Genomic DNA, 26,532 nt, shown 5'->3' with positions numbered 1-26,532 from the left:
ATCACAGCAAACTCCAGGCGGTGGTCCATAATGGAGCAATGAGTAAAGTCATTCGCGTTGTGGCCGCCGTCTTTTGCCGTGGAAGCAAGGTGCTGGCCTGCCGCAAAGCCCCCGGCACATCTTTGGCTGGGTACTGGGAATTTCCCGGCGGCAAGATCGAAGCTGGCGAGAGCGCTAAGCAAGCTCTTGCCCGGGAGATTTCCGAAGAATTATCTCTTCGCGCGCATGTGGGCGAAAAAATCACCACCACAACGCACGAGTATGACTTTGCCACCATTGAATTAACCACCTACTACTGCGAGATCCTCGACGGCACTCCGCAGCTGGTTGACCACGATGAAACCCGGTGGGTGAGAAAAGAAGAAGACCTAGCGTTGCGGTGGGCACCAGCCGATATCCCCGCGGTGAACATGGTGGTGGATCGTCTATGAGCAGCAACCATGATGATTCCGTCTTGCCTTTCGGAGTCTATGAAACCCCAGTTACCGCGCGGGTTCGCGAGAGACTAACACACACGAAGAGCGCGCACCCGACTGCCGGCATTCGGCTTATCGATGAACACGATGAAGTTAACGCGCACCGCTACCAAGTTGCCGTGTCGCGGGGCATTTCCAGGGTTTTAGAACAGCGTCTGGCTGAGCTGGGTAGCCCAGCGGAGCGGCTAGCGCTTATCAATTCCATCACCAAGGTTTTGGGCAACGATGAGGTCATTGATTCTGAAGAGCTGCTCTATGCCATCTTCGATACCGAGTTAGCTGCAGCCCCCGCCCTGCCCGAGGTTCCTTTCCACTCCAGCGCCTTATTTACTAACGCCATTGGCGATACCAACCTGTCTAGGGAGTTAGCTCGGGAGATTAAAACCGCTGATTCGGTGGATCTGCTGTGCGCATTTGTGAAAAATTCCGGTATCTCGGTACTCAATGACCAGCTTGAATTTTTACGCGACCATGGGATTCCTCTGCGGGTGATTACATCTACCTACTGCGGCGCTACCGAAGCAGCTGCGGTAAAAGCACTGGTTGAACGCTATGGCGCGAAGGTTCGTGTTAGCTACGAGCACAAAAGCACGCGGCTACACGCCAAAGCCTGGTTATTTCGCCGCAATTCTGGTTTCGATACTGCCTTTATCGGCAGTTCCAACCTCTCTCGCTCGGCATTGATTGATGGCTGGGAATGGAATGTGCGTGGCTCGAGCCCTGCGACCCCGGAAATCATCGATAAGTTCATCAAGACTTTCGATTCCTACTGGCACGATAACCACTTCGTGGAATTTAAACCCGACCGTGATTTTTCCCGTTTAGACAAAAGCCTTGTCGAAGCACGTAGCGGCGGTCGCGAAAACGAACGTTTAGAACTATCCGGGCTGCGCGTGGAGCCTTATCCATACCAACAGGAAATGCTCGAAGCACTCGATGCAGAGCGCAATGTCAAAGACCGGCACCGCAATCTACTGGTAGCGGCCACAGGTACAGGAAAGACCGTGGTGGCGGCGCTGGATTATCGTAATTTCAGCGAAGGACTGGGACGTCGCCCGCGGCTGCTCTTTGTCGCGCACCAGGAAAGGATTTTGAAGCAGGCGCAAAGAACGTACCGCGAAGTTTTATCCGATCCTGGTTTCGGCGAGCTCTTGGTGGGTGGTCAACGCCCGCACGAGTGGGATTTTGTCTTCGCCAGCGTGCAATCGCTCAAGCAGTCGGTGCTGGATAGATTACCAGCGAAGCACTTTGATTTTGTCGTGATCGATGAGTTCCACCACGCTGAAGCTGCGACCTACCGGCGTCTATTAGATCATCTTGAGCCCGTAGAACTGCTCGGGTTAACCGCTACCCCGGAGCGGTCCGATGGCGAGAATGTGCAGAAATTCTTTGATTACCGCGTAGCCCACGAGCTGCGCCTGTGGGATGCTTTGCACCTGCAGTTACTTACGCCGATGCACTACTACGGAATCGCCGATGGCACGGACCTTAGCGGTCTAACGTGGAATCGTACGCAGAAGGCATACGATACCGCGGAGCTAAGTGACCTTTATGTGCACGCCGGTGAGAAACGCACCAAATTTATTATCAACGAGATTCAAAAGCGCGTTTTAGATATCTCGCAGCTCAAAGCCTTGGGCTTTTGTGTTTCCATCGCGCATGCCGAATACATGGCCGCACAATTTAATACTTTTGGGCTACCTGCTCGCGCTGTCCACGGCGGTACTTCCCTACCGCAGCGCCAACAGGCCATCGCGGATTTGCGCAGCGGGGTCATCAAGGCGATCCTCTCCGTCGATCTTTTCAACGAAGGCGTGGATATCCCTGAGCTCAACACCTTGTTGCTGCTGCGTCCTTCGCAATCGCCGGTACTATTTGTCCAACAGCTCGGCCGTGGGTTGAGGCTTTCCCACGGCAAAGATGCCTGCGTGGTTTTAGATTTCATCGGCCAGCAAAATAACCAATTCGATTTCACCGAGCGCTACCAAGCACTCACCAAAAAGCGTGGCACTCACCTCATCCAGGAAATCGAAGCAGGCTTTCGCTCCATGCCTGCTGGGTCCAACATCAGCTTGGACCGCGTAACCCAGGAACAGGTATTGAAAAATATCCGCAATGCCGCCAGCAGTTCTTTGAAGAAAATCAAAGCACTGGCAGCGGATATTAACACCACGGATCTCTCAGAGTTTCTCGCCGAGTCCGGTATCCCAATTTCAGACCTATATAAAACCCGCAGCTCCAATCAATATTCCTGGACACGGCTGGTGCGCGAGACAGAAAATATCGATGCCCCCGAAGCGTTTGTTCCAGTTCCAGAACAAGACCGCACTACGGAAGAGTTTCTGCTAAAAAGGCTGCGCACCATGCTGCACATCAACGACCGCGCGCGGGCAGAGAACTACTTGCGTGTATTAGATCCGGTAGGACCTGACCCTGTTTCATTCGATGAAGAACTGCGCTCCTATGCACGAATGCTCGTGCTGTCTTTCTGGGCGAACCAACCGCAAAATCTTCTTCCGGCAGGCTTCGCCGAAGCCGTGAATCTCCTGCGCCGCTTCCCTGCCGTGCGCGAAGAACTACGCCAGATTATGGAATACGGCATTAGTGCTTCCCGCGTTGTTCCGCAGGCTTCTGGGGTAAGTATCTTGCAGTCTCATGCGGATTACTCCTTGGCGGAGCTCATCGGTGCTTTAGAAGATAAACCTTTGAAAGACATGATTTCATTGCCGCGCGAGGGCGTACGATACATCGAAAAGCTGCGCACTGACCTTTTCCTCGTGACTTTTAAAAAGCGAGCAGGCACAAGCGCTGCCACCGACTACCGCGACTATCCGATCTCGCCGGAGCTTTTACATTGGGAATCTCAAAACCGCACCACGCTGGCAAGTCCGTCAGGTCAGCGCTACATCCACCACAAAGAGCGCGGAAATAGCATTCGCGGTTCCACAGTGACAATGAGGTGGGTACAGCAGCTGCCTATGCTTTCCTGGGCAAGATTGACTATGTCTCCCACAGAGGCGAAAAGCCCATCCAATTTGAATGGGCTTTGCATAGGCCTATGCCCAAGAAGGTCTTTGTTGACGGCCGTACTGTTGCATAAGAGATTTTAGATTTCTTAAGTGTGATTGCCCCGAATAGTAGTCACCCTTTTAGCTTGGATGTCTTGTCCATAAGAAATGATGTTCGTTGTGAGTTCCTAAAGGGAGAAACACCACTCAAATGAACTTGACCATTCACCACATCCACTGGCGACGATTCTATAGGCCGCATTACCTGAAAAGAGCGCTCTTTGCTCTCAGATCTCGGTCTAAATTCTCTGGCATACGCGTTTAAAAACCGTGATGTGAAGACCATCAATAAAACTTTTTCTGGTGAGCCATCTCGCGAAGCTCTCAAGGTGTTCAACCGACAGTTCATCACGGGCACACCCGTCGCCACCACCTAGGATTAACAAGAAGCGCCTCGTGGTCGTAGCATAGACTTAAATGACACGGGCACTGCAAAACCACGACTTGTTCCAGTTTGTGCCTAAAATCCAGACCACCCCAGTGGGTTTCAGATGCGAATAAAGCATACCAAGCAATGAAACATTTAAGCCGCACAATTCCTCCAACAGCAGAAATCGCTAAGACTAACGATCGAACAAGTTTAATCGTGCAAATTTGGTTAGCCAGCGCACTCGGAGCCTCTGATTCTTCCATCAGGGATTATGTCGAAAAGCAGCCGCGGTTTCGTTCAGAATACGAGAAAGTGCCAGACCCTTCCACACTTCAGCTAGATAGCTAGGGGAAGCGGGCGGCAGATCTCGTCCTTGAGACGGTTCCAACACAAACCCGGGAGACGAAAGAAACTATGTTTACTACATCCAGAATGTAGTAAACATAGGATCAGATCGCTAGGAGAAGCTATGTTTGCTACATTCTGGATGTAGTAAACATAGAATTCCATCGGCATCTCTGATAGTTTTACTACATGCGTGCTTCTGATGCTCAACCAATTCTCGATGCTTTTGGATACTTACAGCATGGCCTCGTCACCTCTGCACAGGCTGCTGATTCTGGCGTAGATACCACGACGATGACCAGACTGTTCCAAAGAGACGTTATTCGACGGGTGCGACGCGGCGTTTATATCCTTGCCGGAGTTGCAGAAGATTCACTGACAGAGATTAGGGCTGCATGGCTATCAACATCACCGCGGATTCTGGGGGAAGATAGACTAAAAGACGAGTCTCCGATTGTGGTTTCTCATGTTTCGGCAGCCAGTGTATTAAATTTAGGGGATATCACACCGGCTGTACACACGTTCACATCTTCTTTACGCAAACAAACCTCTGCTGCCGACATTCGGCATCGTATGGCAAGCATCCCCACGTCCGACATCACCGTTATCGAGGGAATCCCAGTAACATCCCCGATACGGACCATAACTGATCTCGCAAAAGATCACTTAGATGGAGATCAACTCCATCATGCAATTGCCGACGCGATCCACGATCATCGTGTCAAAATTTCCGATTTAGCACAGGCTCTATTCTCTCATTCCCATAACTACGGCCACAGTAGTGGTGAGGAACTTATCGCAGAATCCATACGTCGGTTCCCGGCAGATGCAAGCAGCACTGAAGCATCCCAGTTCTCAGCTCTAGTCCAAGCCTTGGGAAACCCTAGCAATGGCGTGTTTGAGAATCCTATGGCGGCATTAAATAGAGAACTTCACGCTTCCATACTCAAAAGCTCCTTAGCCGATTCGTACATGAATATGGCCAGGCCAATTATTGGATCCTTCCCAGATCCTCCATGGAAATCCGCTATGCAGAAAAACGCAGAACTGCTGGCAGAAATATCAGGTTCCTTTCCGTCTTTTGCAATACCTGCGCTAGATACCACTTCCCAACTGTCTGAGATAATGCAAACTATCTCTCCGAAGATAAACTGGGATTTAATATGGGGAGACATTGCAGATAATAAGGGGGAAACGGCTGCAAACCACAATGACGCAAAGGGCGACGATGAATAACTCACAAAGAGCGCTAGAAACTGCCCGTAAGCGCACCCAGCTTCTAAATAAACTTCGCAAAGAGGCGCAGAATCAGAAAGTAGCAGCCCTTAATGTTCAGCATCAGTTTGCTTTCGATATGTTTCTCACCAGGCTGTTTTCTCACGCCGAATGCCCCTGGGTACTCAAAGGCGGAACAAGTTTATTGCTGCGTATTGGTTCTGGTCGCCGTAGTAAGGATATTGATCTTGCTCGGAATGATCATCTTCAACCGTCAGAAGCTTTAAAGGAACTCAGCCACTTCGTCAACACCCCGGGCCCGACTGATCCTGACTTTAGTTTTGTACTGAAAGAGCCTGCGCGTGATAATCAAGACCCCCAAGATCTCACTAGAGATTCTATCAAGGTGGCCATGAACATCGGGGGTTACAAAATTGTTGATTTCAGTTTGGATCTATCCACTCAACAACATCTAGATTGTCCGGTTGATCAGGTGCCTATTGCACCAGTTATTGAACATGAGAGCCTGCCTCCAGGGACTATTGTTTCGATGGTTGCAGTAGAAAACGTAATGGCCGATAAGCTGTGCGCTTGCTACGAACTTCATCGAGGGACTGAAGCCTCTACCAGATTTCATGACCTTATTGATCTCGTCCGCATTACCACTTCCCAACCCCTGGATGCGAAAAAGCTGTCGAAGCTAGTTTCTCGAGAAAACGAAAACCGGCCAACTGTCGTCCTCCCCAAGAGTCTTGAAGTCCCAGGGCCCAAATGGGAGAAAGGCTACTCCAAACAGGCACGTTCCGCTGCAGACTTTCCTGCCATCTACCAAAAACTAGAGGTGGCGTTAGAGACCGTGGGAAAATGCCTTAACGACCTACTTTCAGGTAAAGGCATTTCAGGGACTTGGAACCCCGATGGTCAAGTCCGGTTGAGTGGTGTTTCTGCCTTTCGATAAAACAAGCAGTGAAATTGGTCTTCAGGGGCCGGCTCGTTGCCGGTGCTGTTGCCGGTTCATGCAACCTCCTGAGTGTTGTCGGCGTCGATGACGTTGGCGTTGATCATCGCCTTGGTGTGTTCCAGGCTGGTCAGTGACATGTAGCGATTTTGCTGAATCCAGTCATCATGCTGTTCAGCCAGTACCGCACCGACGAGACGGATAACCGCGTCACGGTTAGGGAAAATACCTACGACATCCGTACGCCGACGGATCTCCCGATTATGTCTCTCGGTCGGGTTATTCGACCAGATTTTGGTCCACACTGATTTCGGAGCATGAGTAAACGCTAGGAGTTCCTCGAGGGCTTCTTCCAGGTAGTGAGCAACGTGCGGGAACTTTTCCTCGCAAAAAGCCACGACCTCCCGGGCTTGATTCCATACTGCCTGCGCATCGGGTTGTTGAAAGATGGTATGAAACATTGCCGATAGCGTCGGCCATTGCGTCTTCGGCACCATCGACGAGAGGTTCTTGGCAAAATGCGTACGACACCGTTGCCAGGACGCATTCGGTAGTACTTCACCAATGGCATGCTGGATGCCCAAATGGGCGTCACTGGTCACGAGGTAGACCTCGTTAAGTCCGCGGGCTTTGAGATCTCTAAAGAACCCGGTCCACGAGGCCACTGATTCAGAGGTAGCGACCTGCATGCCAAGTAGTTCCCTGTAGCCTTCGGCGTTAACACCGGTGGCTAGTAGTACGGAGGTTTTGACCACCCGCCCGCCTTCACGGACTTTCATGGTCAACGCGTCACAGGAAACATAGAGGTAGGGTCCGGTATCTAGCGGGCGAGTGCGGAAATCTTCGACCATGCCGTCAAGGTCTTTCGCCATCTCGGATACCTGTGACTTCGACAGGTTATTGATTCCCAAACTGGCGACGAGATCGTTCATCCTGCGAGTCGATACGCCTTTCAGGTAGCAGGTGGCGATCACGGTCGTTAGTGCGCGTTCTGCCCGGGTGCGTCGTTGAAGTAGCCAATCTGGGAAGAACGAGCCGGTGCGCAGTTTGGGCACGGCGACATCAATGGTGCCCACACGAGTATCCAGGTCACGGTGGCGGTAGCCATTGCGGACGTTAGTACGAGACTCAGAGGAGGTGGCGTATTCAGCGCCGCAGACCTGGTCAGCTTGAGTCGACAGGATTTGGTTAATGAAACCTTGAAGCATCTCGCGCATCAGATCAGGCGATGCTTGGGCAAGCAATTCGTCTAAGTAGGTAGTCGGGTCTATAGAATAAGGGGCAGCGGCCATCGTGGTTATCCCTTTCGAGGAAGTGTGGTTATGGAATCGAAAGGTACTACGGTGGTCGCCTCATGCATTCATCAGGCCCTCACCGGTAGTTACAGATACACCACGCTACGGGACACTGATAATAGAGAGTGCGGGACAAGAACCACTCGGAATGACCCACTAGCGGACTGGTCACAATCTGATTGTGTGCCTTCGTTGCGATCTGTCTTCCGGGCTGGTTCTCGCCCCGCACCGCGATCCGGTGATTCGGTCATGACTTTATAGGAGCGTGACCTCTCACCGTGACCACCCTGGCAGGTGTCATGGTACTAGTCCCATCAGTGTCTTGTCTGCCCGAACCCTCGGATCAGCGGCTACCTTCACCATTTCCCTATACGAAAGCGCTGACAGCCATGACCACAGACATCGATTTCTCTGCAAAACCCGTTGCTGGGGTCGACACCCACACCGACACCCACACCGTTGCCACGGTGACTGCAACCGGCCGGCATCTGGCCACCGAAACCTTTCCCACCACCAGGGCCGGCTACACACACCTCACCGAGTTTCTTAACAAGCACGGTGTCGGCACCGTCGGAGTAGAAGGAACCAACTCTTTCGGTGCCGGATTAACCCGGCACCTGATAGACCGTGGCTACACGGTAGTTGAAGTCCTGCGCCCGAAGCGCAGCATCCGACGCCGGGACGGGAAGTCAGATCCGGTGGATGCCCTTGCCGCCGCGCGACAGGTCCTGTCAGGTGAAGGACTGAGCACGCCTAAAGATTCCACAGGCCCGGTGGAGTCGTTACGAGCGTTACAGATCACCCGGAAACAGCTGGTGTCCACCACCACGACACTCATCACGACGATAAAGTCGATGCTGGTCACAGCCCCTAATGATATCCGCGCCCGCTACGGAACTATGACTAACCACACCCTTGTCAACGCATTGGTGTACTGCCGTCCATCGCCGGATCTTAGCGATCCGCGAAATGGTGTGCTGACCAGCCTGAAGATTCTGGCCACGACCTACCGCGCGTTGCGGGTGCAGTGTGATGAGTTGGAAGCCCGGATCGCTGCTCTGGTGTCAATGATCAATCCTCATGTCAGCAATATCGTAGGATGTGGGGCTCTTGTTTCCGCTGATCTGTTGATCAGCATCGGAGATAATCCTGAGCGCATTCACTCGGAAGCAGCGCTGGCGAACTTGTGTGGGGTGGCTCCATTGCCGGCAAGCTCTGGGCGAACCAACCGGCACCGGCTTAATCGTGGTGGTGACCGGCGTGCGAACTCGGCGTTGTATCGGATTGCTCTTGTGAGGATGCGCTATGACCAACGCACCAAAGCCTACGTCGCTAGGCGCACCGCAGAAGGGTTGTCGAAAAAGGAAATTATTCGCTGCCTCAAGCGAGCCATCATCAGAGAGGTCTACCGCGTGATCTGTACCAAGCGCAGTACGCCCCAACCGAGGGATCTTCGGCGAGATGAGCTGAAAGAACTGCGCATCGCGAAGCAGCTCACCCAGGTGTACGTAGCGCAACATTTAGGGTGCGCCCCGGCGAGGATCAGTGACATCGAGACTGGAAAACGTCCGTTAACGGAATTAGCGTCGGCCTACGAAAAATTCCTGAAAACCGCTTGACACACTATAGGAGCATCACAACCACCCCGATCTGCAACGCTGGGAGCAGTAACCTAAGAAAGTGCCCCCATTGTCGTAGTTGCCCCACCAGAAATTATTTAATCAGTGACTGTTGTTTACTGCCAGCATTCCTCCAGCACCAGTAGGGTCAGCGAACTCACAGCAATTTTTAGATAACGCCCATAAACAAGTGTGACGTCAGAAACTGATCAACATACCGAAGGTATCTTCCGATAGAGCACACTTATGTGACGAGGGGGATTCCGCGATAGCCACAGCAGCCATCAGGAGTTGCGGGGATCATTCCTGAATACTTCCGGCAGCGGATCACTGGAGGTGTACCACTCATGAACCGGTGGCGCCACACTGCGAAGTACCCTAAGCAAGTCATTCCTATGGCGTCGGTAGTTGACCGCAAAAATGGGTTCATGGTGAGCGATCCGATTGCGGAAGAGTTTCAACCGATTAATATCTCCTGCCAGCGCGTAGGGTTGTTCACCGGCAGGAAAAGCTCGGCAAATCACCTGGTTCCAGAGTCGTTCTCGTCGCTGCGCTGTAGTGGGATCGGGAAAAAGGGCTATTGATCCGTCATCAAGGGGCCTTGGAGCGGAGGGGATGACATTCCCCCATTCTCCGAGGGTTATCTGGGAGAGAATGTCGCCGTTGGTTAAGGGGGCGTTCTGTCGGCGATGTGGCACAATCGTTAGTCCAGTACCGGTGTCACGGATCTTCTTGGCGTCGTCTGCCCGGCTTCTAAACGTCCGGGCCTTCCCGCCAAATTCGTCCTTGAGGTCACGGGGAGCTTGGTCAATACGCAACAGCCAATCACGGTGGCCGCCGTTGTTCTGGCACCACTGCCCGAGGTATTCGTCGAGAGCGTTACGAAGGCTGACTTCAGTCACCGAAATAAGTGGCCAGAATGATGAAGACAATTCAGCGTTCCACCGGTAGAGATTAAGGGCGCGACCAGGATGCCCTTGCACTTCCGCGAGATAGGAGTGCATACGGTCTGTGCCAATGTGCTCAAGGACATTCTGGTCGCGTTGTGCATGCCCCCTTGATTTTCTCGCCATAGATCTATACTCTCATCTAACGAGAGGGCAGATGTCATAAGTGGCATACTGAACCCCATATAGAAAGCGCTCTCGTCCGAATACCAGGCCCAACCTGAAGCATCGCGACGGGGGCGTTTTCGCGTTATGATCCATCTCATAAATCATCGAGCAGAAACCGCCACACCCGAAAATATACATAATGCGCTAACGCCAGATCCGGGTCAGGCTAGAACTACAATTATCACTGGAGTCGCTGGGGTGCCACTGGATCGCATCCGCACTACCACGTGGAACGACGAGCTCCTGGATCTTCTCCGCATTTTGACCTTGATAATGAAACACGGTGCTGTTCAGCAGGAAATTCTCGACCGCATCCTAAACGCAGAGCTAATCGACGCAGACCAGTTGCCCGAATCTAGTGCCGCATCGAGGAAGGTTCCAAAAAACAATCAAGCGGGATCATTTCCAGGCTATGATTATCTAGCTGCATCACGGCAGGCTGTTTTAGTGAATGATTTGGGGTAGAGGGAAAGATGGCCCAAGCCTGCGGATGATCTCTTCTTGCCAAGATATACGAAAGAAAAATATGAAATTCACTATTTTACGGATTAGTAATTTTCAATCCTTTGGCCCCACGCCGACTATCCTTAATCTCGCCGATATGACATATGTTCTGGGACCAAACGGCGCAGGGAAGACTGCGGTCCTCGAGGCGCTGTCGCGCATGTTTAGCCCGGTTACGGCCCAGCGAACAGTTCGTATCAGTGATTTTCATGTACCTATGGACCATAGTCGGTCCGAGCTCCAGGATGAGGAACCAGTCCTCTGGATTGAGGTAGACATTGAGTTTCCAGAAGCAGATTCTGAGGGTTATTACGCATCCATTCCGCCCAACTTCCACCACATGATGATCGAGAGTGCTGATAGGGTGCCGAAAGTTCGTGTGCGATTAACAGCCAAGCTTGCCTTAGACGGAGTTGTCGAAGAAAGAATCGAGTATATACGTCAGGTAGATGAATCAGGGGAACCGACAGTTTGTTCCGAAATGTCCCGTTACGACCGGGGATACATTGAGGTGCATTATCTTCCGGCACGGCGTAACCCCAGTGAACACATTGCTTACACGGCTACATCTTTAATCGGTCGAACTCTGCGAGCAGCGGACTGGTCGCAAGAACGCACGACTCTTTCTGACCTTTCTGAACAGCTCACCGATGCTCTTACCTCTAACAGTGCGGTATCGAGTATGGGGCTCTCTCTGACGAAAGAATGGGGCGGACTCCATCGGGGTGAATTCTTCACAGAACCGACAATAACTTTCGGGCGGGGAGAATTAGAGGGAGTACTCCGCCAGCTCACTATCCATTTCTCTCCATCTCATGATGGGGCCTCATTGCCCTTCGACCTTCTTAGTGATGGACAGAAGTCCCTTCTGTATATCTCACTCGTACTTGCCTGGCAGTCGTTAGCTCGGCGGGTGTTAAGAAATGAAGAGGCATCGCTCGATCCAACTCGGCTACGACCTCCAGTCCATACAATTATCGCATTGGAAGAGCCAGAGAATAGTCTTGCACCTCAGTATCTTGGGCGGATCATCCGACAGCTGCATAATGCATGCTCCGAGGGTGATCTGCAGGCTCTGATCGCCACTCATGCTTCAACATTGCTGCGTCGAGTCAAGCCGGAGTCGGTCTGCTTCTTGCGGCTGAACTCAGAGCGAGAAACGACTGTCCATCGCGTCCTCTTGCCGGAGGATGATGACGAGGCTGCTAAGCATGTCCGAGAAGCTGTGCAAGCATACCCTGAGTTATATTTCTCACGGCTGGTCATCCTTGGTGAAGGTGACAGCGAACAAGTGGTGCTTCCCCGGATTCTGGCGGCTGCAGGAATTGCTGAGGACGATGCTTCTGTCTCGGTAGTACCCCTCGGGGGACGCCATGTGAATCATTTTTGGAGACTACTCAACGAGTTGAATATCCCCCATGTCACACTCCTCGACCTGGACAGCGGTCGGTACCAAGCCGGGTGGGGACGCGTCCGCTATGCCCTCAATCAGATCAACAAGGTAAAGCCGAAGACCTACCCAAGGGAAGAGCTTAACAATCTTCCTAAATGGGATTCCACAGACTCCTTCCCTCAGTTTCCGAGGGGTAAGGGGCCTATATGGGATCTCGAACAACAAGGGGTGTTTTTCTCTAATCCAGTAGACTTGGATTTGTTAATGCTTGAGGCGTTTCCAGACGCCTACGATGTTGAGCGATCGACTCCGGACAAGAAGGAGATTGTAGCGGTACTGGGAAAATCTCATGTCAACAAAGATCTCCTTAACCCGAAAGTGCTGTCGCTTTTTGGCGATTACCACGAAAACTTTAATTTGAAGAGTAAGCCTGCCACTCACCTACGCGCGCTCTCAATGCTCACCGATGAAGAACTCTGCGAAGGATTGCCCGCAGTTTTTAAGCGACTGATTAAGCATGTAGACGCGAAATTGATGGGACTACCCGAGTGATTCGCCCTGAGGAATGGTGTCCGTCCGATGGGCTGGCGCTGGAACCCTATGCTTTAACCGCTGTGACTAGTACAGGGAAAAATATTGTAGTGGCGGCAGGGCCGGGCGCTGGAAAAACGGAACTACTGGCGCAACGCGCGGATTTCCTGCTCCGCACTGGGGCATGCCCCTACCCCCGTCGCATCCTCGCCATCTCATTTAAGGTTGATGCTGCCCGAAACCTCCGTGAGCGAGTACGTCGACGTGTGGGAAGTCAACTTGCGGCTCAATTTGATAGTTTCACATTCCATGCATTCGCGAAACGGATTGTCGACAATTATCGCCCCGCTTTGACCGGACAAAATGCGCTTTCCCCCAATTATCGACTGGATGTGCATAACCAAATTCAGTATGAACAGATAACTTTCGATGACCTCGTCCCACTCGCCCTGGAAATTCTGAAATCCAATCGCTATGCCAAAAACGGGATCCGACAGACCTACAGTCACGTTTTTCTCGATGAATTCCAGGATGCAACAGCCCCCCAATATAACCTGCTAAAAGAACTCTTCTGGGACTCGCGTACCTTTCTGACAGCAGTGGGAGACGGAAAACAAAAGATCATGACGTGGGCCGGTGCCTTAAATGGAATCCTCCATACATTCGCAGATGATTTTTCAGCAATCCCACTGCCTCTCTATCAGAACTTCAGGTCAGCGCCTCGCCTGCGCAGGATGCAAAATCGCATGATTGCGGAGATGGATCCTGCCGCGGTTAGCCCCGGCCAAGAACTGACTGGAGACGACGGTGTCGTTGAAATAAGGGGATTTGATACTAGCTCCGAGGAGTCTGAAACCCTAGCGGAACGTATTCAAGACTGGCTCGACGAAGGAGTGGATCCGGGTGAGATTGCAGTCTTGGTGCGTCAACAGGCGGGGCTTTACACGGCGCCGCTTGGCGAGGAGCTTGCCAAGCGTGGTATCCCTTTTCGCAACGAACAAGAAAGTCAGGACTTGAATGCTGAACCAGCCGCAGTGTTGGTGTTCAACTTCCTTCGTGTCATAGCTGGTGATGGACAGGCTGATGCGTATGTCGAGCTTATGCGGTTTTCTAACCGCTCCAATTTGCCGGAAGAAGAGAGCCTGCAGTTTGACCGTCGCCTGAAAAACTTACTCCAGGAGGCACGCCAGAAGGTTCGGGTTTCTGAAGGCGATCACTCAGCGCCACAATTCTGGTCTATATGGACCGAGAAATTTCTGTCTCTTATATCCCGCCCGACCCTTGTGGCCTTGTCTCCTAGCTACCAGCAGGGCCAAAGGCTCGACGAAGTAATCCATCAAGCGCTTGATGCTTTCGAGCAGGAGCTTTCTAACTGTGGAGATGTAGTTGTGGCGCTGAAACGTCTGTCAGGAAAGGAGGCTGTTCGCTTCCTGAACATCCACAAATGCAAAGGACTGGAATTCGAAAAAGTCATCATTTTAGGGGTTGAGAATGAGATGTTTTGGGGAGATAAATCGAATTCTCTAGCTGAGTACTTTGTTGCTGTCTCACGTGCGAAAAACCATTTAGTTTTGACCTGGGCTCGATTTCGACCACGCCCTATAGGGCATGTTAAAAGGTGGGACGAGTTTAGAACTCAACACCAGAGGTTCATAAACTTTGGTCGTGGTGATTAGTGGCGTAGAGACGTGTGAGCGGTAAAGCAGTTTCGACAATCGTACTGATCATAAGTCGAGAACCAGCTATATTCGGTCCGGTTCTGTGTTTGTACTAGGTCGAAGATGCAAGCTTCATTTTTACTTATGTTTCACAGAGAGAGTGTCTAATGGTTTGTGTGTGAGGGGTTTCCCTTACATGAAGGAGATAAACCATAATGGATTCTGTGGCGAAACGAGATCCGGAAGATTCCGCGAAGATTAAAGCGATCGAGCAGAAACTGCTGGCGAACCCGGAGATAGCCAAGCTCATTGATGAGCTGGGAACCACAGCAACGGACGCCAACGACCTAGTCCGGGGATTACTGCAAGCTTCGGTCACCCGTGGCTTGGAAGCCGAAATGGATGCCCACCTGGGTTATTCCAAAGGCGATCGTGAGGCCAAAGCGGCCGGTGGTGGCGATAATTATCGCAACGGCTCCTATGTCAAAAAGGTTGATTCGAACTACGGCCCGGTCGATGTCACCGTCCCACGTGATCGGCAGGGCACGTTCTTGCCCACGATGGTGCCGAAAGGCTCACGCAGGTTAACCGATGTCGATGACATGATCATCAGTTTGTATGCCGGTGGCATGACAGTGCGCGATATCCAGCATCATATGGCCACGGCCATGAGGGTTGATATCTCGCATGAAACGATTTCCGCAGTGACTGATGCGGTGCTAGATGAAGTCATGATCTGGCAAAACCGTCAGCTAGACGAGTTCTACCCCGTAATTTTCTTAGATGCCCTGCGGATTAAAGTCCGCGATGGTGGACGGGTGGTCAACAAGTCTGCGTATTTGGCTATCGGGGTGGATATGGACGGTATCAAACACATCCTAGGGATATGGCTGGCGAAAGAAGAAGGCGCCTCGTTTTGGGCGCATGTGTGCGCGAATCTAGCTACTCGCGGTGTCCAGGACGTGTTCATTGTCTGCTGCGACGGTTTGAAGGGCCTACCGGAAGCAGTCGAAGCAACGTGGCCGGATTCGATGGTGCAAACCTGCGTAGTGCATTTGATTCGGGCAGCGAACCGGTGGGTTGCCTACGGCGATCGCAAAGCAGTTTCTGGACTGCTAAAGAAGGTCTACACCGCCCCTGACGAGGCAACCGCGCGCGCAGCGTTGGATGAATTCGCCGACTCAGAACTAGGCCGCAAATATCCACAGTCGGTGAAAGTCTGGTCCGATGCGTGGGAGCGTTTCGTGCCGTTTCTGCAGTTCCCGCCGATGGCCAGAAAGGTCATCTATACGACTAATTCCATTGAGTCGATGAATAACGAGCTGCGTAAAGCTACCCGTAACCGCGTGCAATTTACCAATGATGATTCCGCGATTAAGACGCTGTGGTTGATGATCTGCAATATTGAGGATAAACGCGCGGCTAAACGCGCAAAACAGGGCAAGAAAGCTGCTGCTACCAGCGGAAGGCTCATCGAAGGCAGAAAGGTCACCAACTGGAAACAAGCCATCAACCAAATGGCCGTGGCCTATCCGGAACGATTTACCAACTACCTATAAAGCACTAACCCCGAAAGCCCCACACACAAAATACTTGACACGCTCTTCACAGATGAGCCCCTTCGTCCCCCCACTGACGACCACACACCGACGAGTGAAGGAGGCATATAAAAGCACATTGAAAAGTTCCCCACTTAATAACTCTGGTCTGCGCTGTTGCATTGCTCCGGTATCCCCCGAACCCTTCGCTCGCTTCAAACACGTCGCATCCACGGCAGTGGCGGCTACAATGATTTGTTCTGGTCGTGGGTCCTGCGCAAACAAAAAGCAGGACGCTTCACAGCCAGTCGATGTTCTACTACATCACCATAGTAAAGATAAGAATAGCTTCGAGTATGAAGACAAAACATAGGCGTAGTCGGCATAACCCCGCTACGCACTGCCCCTCGTCGGTACACTACGAATATGTCTCAATCACTACCTGAACGCCATTCACTTCATACTGAACGTCTGCATTTAGAAATACTTCACAAAGACCACGCGGACGAAATGTTTAGCGTTCTACGGAACCCGATAATCTACCGGTATATGGATGGAAGGCCAGATACTCCAGAAGCGCTTCGTCAACAGTACGAGAAACAATCTTCAAACTGGGATGGAAGGCCAATATCATGGCACACTTGGATAATGCGCGAAAAGCGGGCTAACGCAGCCATTGGATATATACAAGCCACCTTGAATCACGCTGAAAAGAACGCTGAACTCGCGTGGGTTCTATCTCCCCTATGGACTGGAAAACGCTATTCGAGCGAGGCTGCCAGAAGAGTCATGCAGGAGCTTCACCATGGGGGTTTAGTCAGCACATTTACATGCACGATAGATAAACGCAATGCACCGTCACGACATCTCGCACAATCACTCGGGTTCGCTATATCCAACTCGCTACCGGTTGAGAGTCAAACATGGACATTGATTTCAAAAAGTATAAGAGAATAAAGTCAGCTCCGAACAGTGCAGGTTACCTCAGCCTCCCTCAGGCCAGAGCTACTTCCCCAAAGGACGACAGACCCCAAGGCCATTAGAATGCCGCAAACAAAAATGACTGATGAAGGGGATACCACGAGAGCTGCCAGCGCCCCTATGGAATAACCCGCAACAACACTCATCATTCCCACAGTACGATTTGCCGCGGTGGCGATCGGGCGTTCCTCATCCGAAATAATTTCGGCGCGAATTGTAGCAATAAACACTGCAGAACCCGCAGAAAACAGCTCGTCAAGCATCATTGAAATCCAGACGATACAAATGCAGGCGGTACCATAAAGAAAACCAAGACCCCACCCTTGCATAAAATATGCCAATAAAGTAAGAGTACCGAATAACTGAAGAAACGAAATCCGTCTTAGCCCAATGCGAGAAAGAATCACCGGCAAATAAGCGCCCAATATAGCAAATCCGACTGCCGAAGCAGACATTACGCCATACTCAAACGATGAAATTCCTGTTCTTTGGAATAAGACAACTAAAAATACCGCCATTATAACTGACTGACCACAATTATAAATAATGGACCATATAGAAAGACGCTGCAGAGGCCCCTTGCTGAAATTAAGAGCTATTCCATACCGAAGATTATACGATCGCTGTTCCCCGCCTACCGCAACCGGGATAGGAATATCTGACCGAACATCCGGGAGGGATCGAAATAGGAGCAGGGCAGCAGCCGCAGCAGCTACTGAAATTCCATACAAATAACCCGGAGACCACAGAGCGAGTAAAACACCAGCCAAAAATGGAGCTCCCGCGTCAGCCGACGATTCCGTAACTGAAAGATGGGAGAAAAGCCTAATTCGACGATCTTTCTCTGCTATGAGAGGGACAACAACATTGATTGCCACATTGGTTAAAATCGACGCCATTGACACAAGCACCGTTGCGAAGATGTATAACGTAGCAGCGACTAAAGGAGGAAAAAATAAGGCTATAATACAGACACAGAATGCTATAATGGGCCTGACCCCCGGAAAGTAGACACAGGGATTTAATCAAGAAGCACGTTTGAGTGTAGCTTCATTGTGCCGTTCAAACACGTTTGGTGCGAGGTGATTACACCACGAGTGCCTTCGCATCGTGTTGTACCTGGTGCACCACCGGAACACCTCCCTCCGACACACCAGCTGGTTAGTGAATGTTTTAGAATCTTGCAGCACTTCACGCTTCATTGAGGCGTTAAACGATTCAGCTAAGGCGTTATCTGCGCTGGTTCCAATTGCTCCCATCGACTGTTTCACCCCAAGTAGCGTGCATGTCTGCTGGAATGCTTGCGAGGTATAAACACTGCCGTGATCCGAGTGAAATATTGCCCCTTTAAGGCTGCCTCGCTGGCCTTTGGCAGCTGTGAGGGCATCTTGAACCAAGCTAGTGCGCATGTGATCCGCAATCGCGAAACCGATTAGCCTGCGTGAATAGCAGTCAATCACGGTAGCCAGGTACATATTTGCCCCACCGTCAATCGGCAAATACGTAATGTCACCGACATAGAGCTGATTTGGCTTGTCGGCAGTGAACTTCCGTCCGACTAGGTCCGGAAACACTGGTTTTTTCTTATCCGAAACAGTCGTGGTGACTTTGCGTTTTTTCGTGAACCCAAACAATTTCATTGACCTCATCACCCGTGCGACCCGTTTATGGTTGACAGGTCTATCCTTTGGATTGTCGTTGAGTTCTGCCGTGACGCGTTTGGCGCCGTAGCAGCCCTTTTCTGCGGCGAACACGGCCTTGACTTTCGCGCCGAGGATAGCATCGCTAAACAAGCGTTTCTTGCGCTTGGCTGCACTAGATTTCCATTTGTAATACGAGGAACGATTCAACGTCAGAACTTCACATAACCGCTTAACCGGGTAGGTTTTTCGCGCGTCGTCAACGAACCGGAAGCGGATCACCAATTCGTCTCTTCCGCGAAATATTTAGCAGCCTTTTGCAAAATATCGCGCTCTTCTTGCAAGCGTTTAACTTGGCGTTCAAGCTGCCGGATCCGCTCGGTGTCGGTGACCGAGGCCGACGAGGAAGAATCCGGGGTAATGATCGTGGTGCGCGCGGCCGTCCCGTACCTTTTGACCCAGTTATGCAAGGTAGCGCGGTTGATCCCGAGATCAGTGGCAATAGTGGTCAATGAAGCACCCGAGGAATTCTCATAGAGTGCGACAGCATCACGCTTGAACTCTTCGGTATAGGTCTTGCTTGGCATAGTGAGGAGATTACCTTTCAGTCCCACGTTGATGGGATATTAGGTGTCTACCAAACAGGGGTCAGTGCCCTGGCGAGAGCACACCGCGCCCAACAGGAAGCCTCCCGCCGCTCGCTGCGCACCAGCCTGCCCGGCCTGATCGGCTTCGCGACCGCCGTGCAGCTGATGTTCGCCGCCGTCATCGTCATCGCCGTGTGGCAGTCCCTCACCGGCGCGGCGAGCGCGGCGACCGCCGCCGTGGTGCTGTTCGCCGCCGCACGCTTCACCGGTCCACTCATCGACGCCGCCGACCTCGGCTCCGCGCTCCGGCTCGCCGGTCACGACCTGGATCGCATCGACAATGTCCTCGACGAACCCGCGCAACCCGAGGGCACAGACAGCATCGAACAGGCCGGAGAACTCGCCTTCGACCACGTCGACTTCACATATCCCGGGGGTCGACAAGTGCTGCACGAGGTGACTTTCTCGGCGCACCCGGGAACCACTACCGCTCTGGTAGGGCCGTCAGGATCGGGCAAGAGCACGATCCTGCAGCTGGCCGCCAGGTTCTTCGACCCCGACGCAGGCACTGTGCGCATTGGCGGTGTCGATGCCAGGCTGCTGCCGGTACAGACCGTGATGGAGCAGCTCTCGGTGGTCCAACAGAACGTCTACCTGCTCGATGACACGATCGAGGCCAACATCCGTTTCGGCAACCCGGAGGCCACTGACGACGAACTGCGCGAGGCGATCCGTCTGTCCCGCGTCGACGAGATCATCGACCGGATGCCCCACGGCCTCGACACGCAGGTCGGCGAGGCCGGAGTCGCGCTCTCTGGCGGAGAGCGTCAGCGCGTCTCCATCGCGCGAGCCTTCCTCAAGGACTCGCCCATCGTGCTTCTCGACGAGATCACCGCATCGCTCGATCCGGAGAACGCGATCGCCGTCCACGCCGGCCTGGCCGCACTGTCTGAAGGCCGAACCATGCTGATCGTCAGCCACGACCTGACGACGATCGCCGGAGCCGACCAGATCCTCGTCCTCGATGACGGCGCGATCGTGGAGCACGGCACCCACACCGACCTCGTCGCCGGCACAGGTCTGTACGCCGACTTCTGGGCCGAACGCGAACGGGCCCAAGGCTGGCGCGTCACCCACCCCACCGACGCCTCATGAAACGACACGCGAGAACAGCGCGGTGTGCGCACACATGCTACGCTGTCATCGTGACCGACCCGGATACACTGAAGGACCCCCGAGGATGACGACAAGCAACCCCGCGCAGATCAAGCTGGTGCTAACGGCGGTGTTCCTGGCCTACCTGGCGCAGATGACGCTGAACCCCATCATTGCCCCGCTCTCACGCGAGGTCGGCCTGGCCGAATGGCAGGTCGGGGTGACCATCAGCACAGCAGCGATCATGGTGGTGCTCACGGCTCAGATATGGGGGCGCCGGTCGCAGTCGCTGGGACGCAAACGCGTTCTCCTCGCGGCGCTGGCCCTCGGTGCGATCGCGACGGCAGCCTTCGCGCTGATCTGCCAGGTCGGCATGATCGGCGCTCTCAGCGGCACCGTTCTGTTCGCGCTGTTCGTCGTGCTGCGCGGTATCGGGTTCGGCACCGCCATTGCTGCTATCCAACCAACCGCGCAGGCCTACATCGCTGATGTCACCACCGATGAGACCACCCGGATCAAGGGCATGGCCGGTGTGGGCGCGGTCCAGGGCGTGGCTCAGATCGCCGGTTCCGTTGTCGGTGGCCTGCTCGCCGCTTTCGGGCTGATGGCCCCGATCCTCTCCGTCCCGGTGCTCCTCGCCCTCGGCCTTGTGCTGGTCGCCCTTCGGCTGCGCCCCGAGGCGCGCACCACACTGATCGAGAAGCCTAAGAGCGTCCGGCCGACAGACTCGCGGGTGTGGCCGTTCCTGCTCGCCGGGTTCGGCATGTTCACCGCCCTGGGGTTCATCCAGATCGTCACGGGCTTCATAGTCCAAGACCGACTTCACCTGGACGCGAAGACAGCCGGAGTGCTCACCGGCGCGGCCCTCCTGGCCGCAGGTATCGGCATGATCCTCGCCCAGACAGTCGTTGTTCCTAGTACGGGATGGGGCCCGGCCACCCTGCTGCGTGTGGGCGGCGTGGTTGCGCTGCTCGGATTCCTCGTGCTGATCCCCGATGCCGGGCCGGTCGCCCTCTTCGGATCGATCGCCCTCATCGGCCTGGGCTTGGGTACCGCCATGCCCGGCTACACCGCCGGACCAACACTGTTGGTCTCCCGCGAGGAACAAGGAGGCCTGGCCGGGCTCATCGCCGCCAACATGGGTCTCACCTTCGTCGTCGCACCCACCGCCGGTACCGTCCTGTACGGCGTCTGGACCTCTCTGCCGATCATCGTCGGCGCGGCCATCATGGCCATCGTCTCCGTGTTCGTTCTCCTTCACCCCCGATTCCGACGCATCCCGACTCCGCCCGAAGGCGATGCGACGAATTCGGACGTGCCAACGCAGGACGCCGGCCATGAACGTTGAGGCAAACGTCGTGGCAGGCATCACCGGGAGCCTGGAGCCTGCTTCGATATTAGGGGCAAGTGGCGCATCTGCTGAAGAATATAATGCAGATGTCTGGCAAGAGGCTGTCGCGCAACACAAGGACAGCGGGGTCCCAGAAAACCATGCGGTTAATGAAGTGTTGAATTTCGTAGAGGGCGCTGGAACAGAAAACCCGTATTTCAACACCAAAGCAGCGCAATCAGCCGGAGCAAGCTCTGAAACACTAGAAGCAGGAGCTATTTTCAATGAAATGGCCGCCAGTCCATCAGGAGTCAGTCCTCAAAATGGCATCCCCGTATGGGGAAATTATTGCGGGCCGGGGCATGGTGGCAGCGGCCTTCCCATCGACGTTCTCGATAGCTATTGCCAAATGCACGATCGATGCTACGCCGAACTTGGCTATTTGAATTGCGTTTGTGACGCTACACTTGTCGCACTCATCAATAACAATCTCGACAAGATGAGTAGTAATGCAAGGCCAGTAGCAATCGCGATCAGCGCCTACTTCACCGTCTCACCTTGCGTGAACTAGTCGCATATGCAGCGTCACACGCCTCCACAACGGTGGCCCCCACTCGAAAACAAGCGATGGGCCCAAGTCGGTGCAAGTATATGCTTCGTGATCGGCGCGCTATGCATCCTTGCGTATTTCATAACATCACCCACTCAAGGATGGGGGCCCTCCATTTTCTTGATCTATGGACCGTTACTACTCGGCGTCACGGGCATCATCTTCGGGATCATCGCGCAACGCTGGTATCTCATTGTGCTCAATGCTCTCCCGCCGTTGGCATTTCCGGCAATCATGTTCTTTGGAACACTCATACTTGGTCCATAAAATTTACTGCAGATTTCCAATCACAACTGTGGTTAGAAACCTGATGCCCAACTGGCTAGGGATCATCCCCGCTTTTACAACTCTCCTTGCAATTCCAAGCGGTGCATTTGGGTATCAACATAAGAAGTAGTTGGGCGCGCAATTTCTATACGTGCGCAGCACCTACGGCTTGCAGACCGCCATATGAAGCTGCAAAAACCCGCCAAATGAAGTTAACAGTCACACACTTGGACTGATGATGACATATGTAAAGTCGGGTACACCCCAAAAGGACAGTTTTTGAATTACAGGAATGCTCACAAACTCAATGTTCACTAGGGTGGGGTTATGGATAATGGAACAGAACCGTCACTACCTCTAGATATTCCTGAACATTCTGAGGTTATTTCCGGGCAAAAGGTCGGCTATGCGCGGGTTAGCTCTAAAGACCAAAACTTAGAGCGGCAAACAGCGGCGTTGAAGAAAGAGAAGTGCTTTCGCATCTTCGACGATACTGTCAGCGGTTCGTCCACCAACCGGCCTGGGCTTGATGGTGCGTTGAATTACGTGCGTCCTGGTGACCAACTTGTGGTTATGAGTATGGATCGGTTGGCACGGTCGCTGATCGATCTTCACCGCCTGGTCGATGACCTCACCGCGCGGGATGTTTCGGTGAAGTTTTTAAAAGAAGGGCAAACGTATTCGTTGAATTCGACTCCGATTGCCAAGCTCATGCTCGGGCTGCTCGGTTCGGTGGCGGAGTTTGAGCGCTCGATTATTCGTGAGCGTCAGGCGGAGGGGATTGCGCGGGCGAAAGCCCGCGGGGTTTATAAAGGACGCGCGAAAGCACTCACGGATGAGCAGCTTGCCCAGGCACAAGAGTGGGTAGGCGCGGGTGTTCCGAAAGCGGAAGTTGCCCGTAGGCTCGGCATTGGCAGGACAACACTGTACAGCTACCTCAATCAAGAAAAATAGCGCAGGCTATGGGTGTGTAAGTTCTTCTCATCCGAGAAGTGCACAACCACATGAAAGAGTGCAGTTCTGCGATTCGTACTCATGTCTATTTTATTCATATTTCTCCACTTGTGAAATTTGTTTTTGGCCAACTACTTGCCAACAATCTTCCTTTGAGCTCGTCTTTTCGAGGGACGTTTGAGGTTTCTTTAGCCCTAATACTGGTAGCACGTTATTTTGTGACGACATCGTTGGCCCAAAAGATGCTCTTTTGTCAGCAAAAGTAGCTAGCATTTGAATTGCTTGCTTTGTAGTGAGCACTAAAGCTGAACATTCGGCTTTAGTTTTTCGGGGAATAGCCGCATTTCGGCGCCTAAAGAAAATTGGAGATTTTGTCATGGGGAAACGTGTGCAATTGAACGTCACAGTAGTGGCCTTGACTGGATTGATTGCTTCGGGGATTAGCGTTCCCTCGTCAGCAATGGAATCGCAGGATAAGGCTGCTGAAGTTGCAAGTACCACTCAGAGCGTTCTGGAACAAACCGAACATAGTGCACCAATTCAACAGCTAGTTGAAACAGACAATGGTGCAATCGCTGCTGACGGTAATTTTTCAGTATCCGGTGGAGATATTGATGTAAGCCTTGGAGAAGGTGAGGTGCTGTCACTGGGACTGCCATCTGAGGTAGAAAAGGAATTGGAGTATTCACCTCGCGGGACGATGATTGCTTCGGGGGATCGGGGCTTAAACGTTGAAATTCAAAAAATTGAAAATGGCTCAGCAAGAATCCTCTCTATTGCTGAGGCACACTTCTCAGAAAGCGACACTCATGACTACGAGTACCCGTTGACTTTACCCGCAGGCGCATGGGCTGAAATGAATCCTGACGGGTCTGTCGCAATCCTGCGCGGATCGGATGAAGCTCCTTTTTCGGTGGAGGAATCTCAAGAGATCCTGGAAGAAAAACTGCCCCCACTCGATACGGGGGAAGATTACGTTGAAATCGACCAGGGATTAGGTGAGGCTGATTCAAACGTTCTTCCAACTGAAAAACTAGACCCTGTTGATCCAATTATGAGCGAGAGCTTAATTGGAATCATTGCACCAGCATGGTCTGTAGATGCTACAGGCACCGCTTTACCTACGGAGCTCAAGATTGAGGGAAACACCCTTATCCAATCAGTGGACACACGAAATGCAGTATTTCCAGTAGTTTCCGACCCTCTCCCACTGGTAGGAATCGCACTTGTAGGACTGGCGCGTATTTTGGCTCCGTTCGCGGTTAGAGCATTCGCAGCAGTCGCTATACGCCGTGGGGCGGCTTATACTATCCGCGGAGGATACGCTAGCTTTAGTGCGTTTAAAGGAGCTTATGGAACCAGAAAAGGCTACCAGTGGCACCACATAGTCGAACAGTCTACGATTCGTAGCCGCGGCTGGGATTCTCGCGCGATCCATCATCCAAATAATCTCGTTCAAATCCCGACCGAAGTTCATCAAAAATGCGTTAACTCTTGGATGGGCAAGAAGGGAGTTACAATCGCAGGCGTAACAGCAGCTAGAGGAAAGACTATTCGCCAAACCATCCAGTCGCGAAGCTTCTCATCGCAGCATGGTTTCGGAGTAGATTTGCTCCGCTATTGTGGAGTGAAAATCTAGAAGCCAATGGAAGGTCACCACATGAAAAGTCCGGCAACGTCGCAATCTTTAACCCAGTTCCGTGAGTGGTTGAATTCGCAGGAAATTCCCGAAGACGTGGCAAAGCCGCGACGCGCAGGATTCTTCATTGAAGAAGACGGAACAACTGAGTCTCTCAATAGAAGATGGCTTGCTGGTGACGAAGTTTCCTGGCTCGGCGGGCCAGCACCCCTAGAGGGAGCATGGCCTGTCAATGCAAATGGCAAACCGTTGGCGCATGTTGCGACGTTATCCCTGCACGTGGAGTTCGATAAAGAACTAGATTTTGACGACTTGGATGTAGGCGAGACTATAGACGGAAGCCCTCGATCTGGATACCTAACCGTCTTCCACGACCTCGAGGCTTATGGCGCTAGCTGGGATGACCCGTCATCATGGCTTGTAAAATGGTACACAGCCTATGACATTCCATCGCAGCGGTTCCCGCTTGTTTCTCCTCCAGCTGAGGTAGATACCCCAACTGAGGCATTTCAAATGGGAAGATTCGTTCCTGGATATTCAATTGTTTCTCCAAATGATGTCCACGGAGAGATCTTCGAACGATACGATCTCGCATACCAGGAGTACCTTCGTCAATGGCAAAAATTGCGCAAACCAAATCAGGGACCTCCATTACGCGAAGATCACCCAGTGCCGCTAACAGCGCTCTATGCTCATTCTGCTGCTGGTTTCGACACGGCAAACAACGAACTACTACCTGAGGTCTTGCCCAAAGACATCGATAATGAATTCAATTACTACGTGTGCCTAGCTCAAATTGAATCCTGGACAACGTTGATGGAATGGTTCGGAGACGCAAGCCCGCTCGAAGTATGGATAGCATTCGCGGACCTAGGACTAGGCGATCTCCACAAAAACTGGTGCCTAACACGAACGGATTAGTTACCATTTTCTATGCTGCTATAACTTTCTAAAAACAAAGGCTCAGTAGCTGTTTCAAATATTTGCAGGTAATACAAGTTTCCTAGGACAAACTCAACAGCTTTTGTCTTGGGAGAGCTATAGCAATGGAATTGCTACCCAGTCAGGAAGCAAAAGTAAGGAGAAGTTATGGGTGAACTTTTAATTATTATTGCTAGTTTGAGTGTCACTCTTCTAATTCCGGCGTTGCTGATAGCGTTCCTAGTTATTCTCCTTAGGCAGAATAAAAAGTAGGTTCCAAACCTGCTCTTTTGAACTCCGCACGGACCGCCAAGCCCATCCTCGGCTTGTGTGACTCTGTGTCGGAGTTTTAAGCGTTTTGCA

The 26,532-nt window shown here is 52.5% G+C and carries 21 protein-coding genes and 1 pseudogene; 17 read left to right on the top strand and 5 right to left on the bottom strand.

The window, feature by feature from the left end; translation table 11 throughout:
* The first annotated feature begins 38 nt into the window (after positions 1-38).
* The 4 genes and pseudogenes from CCASEI_RS03945 (at position 39) to CCASEI_RS03930 (ending at position 6,432) form a co-directional block, all read left to right on the top strand.
* A complete protein-coding gene (locus CCASEI_RS03945; protein WP_025387193.1) occupies positions 39-431 on the top strand; it encodes a (deoxy)nucleoside triphosphate pyrophosphohydrolase in 393 nt (130 codons plus the stop codon).
* Positions 428-3,576 (top strand): annotated as a pseudogene (locus CCASEI_RS03940) (DUF3427 domain-containing protein). The gene CCASEI_RS03945 and the pseudogene CCASEI_RS03940 overlap by 4 nt, the downstream one beginning before the upstream one ends.
* An 872-nt stretch (positions 3,577-4,448) precedes the next feature.
* Positions 4,449-5,495 carry a type IV toxin-antitoxin system AbiEi family antitoxin domain-containing protein gene (locus CCASEI_RS03935; RefSeq protein WP_006821296.1) on the top strand — a complete coding sequence of 349 codons (1,047 nt, stop codon included), beginning with the start codon at positions 4,449-4,451 and terminating at the stop codon, positions 5,493-5,495.
* Complete coding sequence (locus CCASEI_RS03930; protein WP_025387192.1) at positions 5,488-6,432, top strand: nucleotidyl transferase AbiEii/AbiGii toxin family protein; 945 nt, start codon at positions 5,488-5,490, stop codon at positions 6,430-6,432. Before CCASEI_RS03935 ends, CCASEI_RS03930 begins: the two co-directional genes overlap by 8 nt.
* Positions 6,433-6,488: 56 nt before the next feature.
* Here CCASEI_RS03930 and CCASEI_RS03925 read toward each other — a convergent pair whose 3' ends face one another.
* Positions 6,489-7,724: an IS256 family transposase gene (locus CCASEI_RS03925; protein ID WP_025387191.1), complete on the bottom strand. Its 1,236-nt coding sequence runs from the start codon at positions 7,722-7,724 to the stop codon at positions 6,489-6,491.
* Positions 7,725-8,116: 392 nt separating this feature from the next.
* On the opposite strand from CCASEI_RS03925, the gene CCASEI_RS03920 reads away from it, so the two are divergent.
* A complete protein-coding gene (locus CCASEI_RS03920) occupies positions 8,117-9,346 on the top strand; it encodes an IS110 family RNA-guided transposase (RefSeq protein WP_025387190.1) in 1,230 nt (409 codons plus the stop codon).
* 284 nt (positions 9,347-9,630) lie between these two features.
* Here CCASEI_RS03920 and CCASEI_RS03915 read toward each other — a convergent pair whose 3' ends face one another.
* Entirely contained in the window at positions 9,631-10,419 is a 789-nt protein-coding gene (locus tag CCASEI_RS03915) for an Abi family protein (protein ID WP_006822476.1), read from the bottom strand.
* A 126-nt stretch (positions 10,420-10,545) separates the two neighbouring features.
* Here CCASEI_RS03915 and CCASEI_RS03910 point away from each other — a divergent pair, with 126 nt between their 5' ends.
* From CCASEI_RS03910 to CCASEI_RS15680, 5 genes are all read left to right on the top strand, one after another.
* On the top strand, positions 10,546-10,926 hold the full coding sequence (locus tag CCASEI_RS03910) for a hypothetical protein (protein WP_139017141.1): 381 nt from the start codon (positions 10,546-10,548) through the stop codon (positions 10,924-10,926).
* A 61-nt stretch (positions 10,927-10,987) separates the two neighbouring features.
* Positions 10,988-12,910, top strand: coding sequence for an ATP-dependent nuclease (locus CCASEI_RS03905; RefSeq protein WP_025387188.1), 1,923 nt, complete (start codon positions 10,988-10,990; stop codon positions 12,908-12,910).
* The gene (locus CCASEI_RS03900) at positions 12,907-14,565 is read left to right on the top strand and encodes a UvrD-helicase domain-containing protein (RefSeq protein WP_006822478.1); all 1,659 of its coding nucleotides are present in this window, start codon (positions 12,907-12,909) and stop codon (positions 14,563-14,565) included. Before CCASEI_RS03905 ends, CCASEI_RS03900 begins: the two co-directional genes overlap by 4 nt.
* A 197-nt stretch (positions 14,566-14,762) precedes the next feature.
* The gene (locus CCASEI_RS03895; RefSeq protein ID WP_025387187.1) at positions 14,763-16,106 is read left to right on the top strand and encodes an IS256 family transposase; all 1,344 of its coding nucleotides are present in this window, start codon (positions 14,763-14,765) and stop codon (positions 16,104-16,106) included.
* 405 nt (positions 16,107-16,511) lie between these two features.
* On the top strand, positions 16,512-17,042 hold the full coding sequence (locus tag CCASEI_RS15680) for a GNAT family N-acetyltransferase (RefSeq protein WP_006822479.1): 531 nt from the start codon (positions 16,512-16,514) through the stop codon (positions 17,040-17,042).
* 2 nt (positions 17,043-17,044) lie between these two features.
* Here the strand turns inward: CCASEI_RS15680 and CCASEI_RS14995 are convergent, their stop codons facing one another.
* Positions 17,045-17,965 (bottom strand): MFS transporter, encoded by a 921-nt coding sequence (locus CCASEI_RS14995; RefSeq protein ID WP_143341329.1) that lies wholly within the window; start codon positions 17,963-17,965, stop codon positions 17,045-17,047.
* Between the two features lie 126 nt (positions 17,966-18,091).
* Positions 18,092-19,293 (bottom strand): IS3 family transposase gene (locus CCASEI_RS03885; RefSeq protein ID WP_404825269.1). Its coding sequence is split into 2 segments (ribosomal slippage): positions 18,092-18,999 and positions 18,999-19,293, totalling 1,203 coding nucleotides; the frame shifts between segments, so codons are not numbered across the junction.
* Positions 19,294-19,458: 165 nt separating this feature from the next.
* On the opposite strand from CCASEI_RS03885, the gene CCASEI_RS03875 reads away from it, so the two are divergent.
* The 5 genes from CCASEI_RS03875 (at position 19,459) to CCASEI_RS03855 (ending at position 23,609) form a co-directional block, all read left to right on the top strand.
* A complete protein-coding gene (locus CCASEI_RS03875; protein WP_155894816.1) occupies positions 19,459-20,448 on the top strand; it encodes an ABC transporter ATP-binding protein in 990 nt (329 codons plus the stop codon).
* An 85-nt stretch (positions 20,449-20,533) separates the two neighbouring features.
* On the top strand, positions 20,534-21,796 hold the full coding sequence (locus CCASEI_RS03870) for an MFS transporter (RefSeq protein WP_006821858.1): 1,263 nt from the start codon (positions 20,534-20,536) through the stop codon (positions 21,794-21,796).
* Positions 21,786-22,349, top strand: a complete 564-nt coding sequence (locus CCASEI_RS15190; RefSeq protein ID WP_006821859.1) for a phospholipase A2 family protein — start codon at positions 21,786-21,788, stop codon at positions 22,347-22,349. Before CCASEI_RS03870 ends, CCASEI_RS15190 begins: the two co-directional genes overlap by 11 nt.
* A gap of 159 nt (positions 22,350-22,508) precedes the next feature.
* Positions 22,509-22,655 carry a hypothetical protein gene (locus CCASEI_RS03860; protein ID WP_155894815.1) on the top strand — a complete coding sequence of 49 codons (147 nt, stop codon included), beginning with the start codon at positions 22,509-22,511 and terminating at the stop codon, positions 22,653-22,655.
* A gap of 327 nt (positions 22,656-22,982) precedes the next feature.
* A complete protein-coding gene (locus CCASEI_RS03855) occupies positions 22,983-23,609 on the top strand; it encodes a recombinase family protein (protein WP_006821861.1) in 627 nt (208 codons plus the stop codon).
* A 90-nt stretch (positions 23,610-23,699) separates the two neighbouring features.
* Here the strand turns inward: CCASEI_RS03855 and CCASEI_RS15185 are convergent, their stop codons facing one another.
* Entirely contained in the window at positions 23,700-23,987 is a 288-nt protein-coding gene (locus tag CCASEI_RS15185) for a hypothetical protein (protein ID WP_143341330.1), read from the bottom strand.
* Between the two features lie 37 nt (positions 23,988-24,024).
* Between CCASEI_RS15185 and CCASEI_RS03850 the strand changes: the two genes are divergently transcribed.
* Both CCASEI_RS03850 and CCASEI_RS03845 read left to right on the top strand, forming a co-directional pair.
* Positions 24,025-25,248: a hypothetical protein gene (locus CCASEI_RS03850; protein WP_143341331.1), complete on the top strand. Its 1,224-nt coding sequence runs from the start codon at positions 24,025-24,027 to the stop codon at positions 25,246-25,248.
* Between the two features lie 21 nt (positions 25,249-25,269).
* Complete coding sequence (locus CCASEI_RS03845; RefSeq protein WP_025387182.1) at positions 25,270-26,169, top strand: DUF1963 domain-containing protein; 900 nt, start codon at positions 25,270-25,272, stop codon at positions 26,167-26,169.
* Positions 26,170-26,532: the final 363 nt, after the last annotated feature.

This window comes from Corynebacterium casei LMG S-19264 (assembly GCF_000550785.1).
Taxonomy (GTDB): Bacteria; Actinomycetota; Actinomycetes; order Mycobacteriales; family Mycobacteriaceae; genus Corynebacterium; species Corynebacterium casei.
This window is presented reverse-complemented; position numbering and strand designations above follow the sequence as displayed.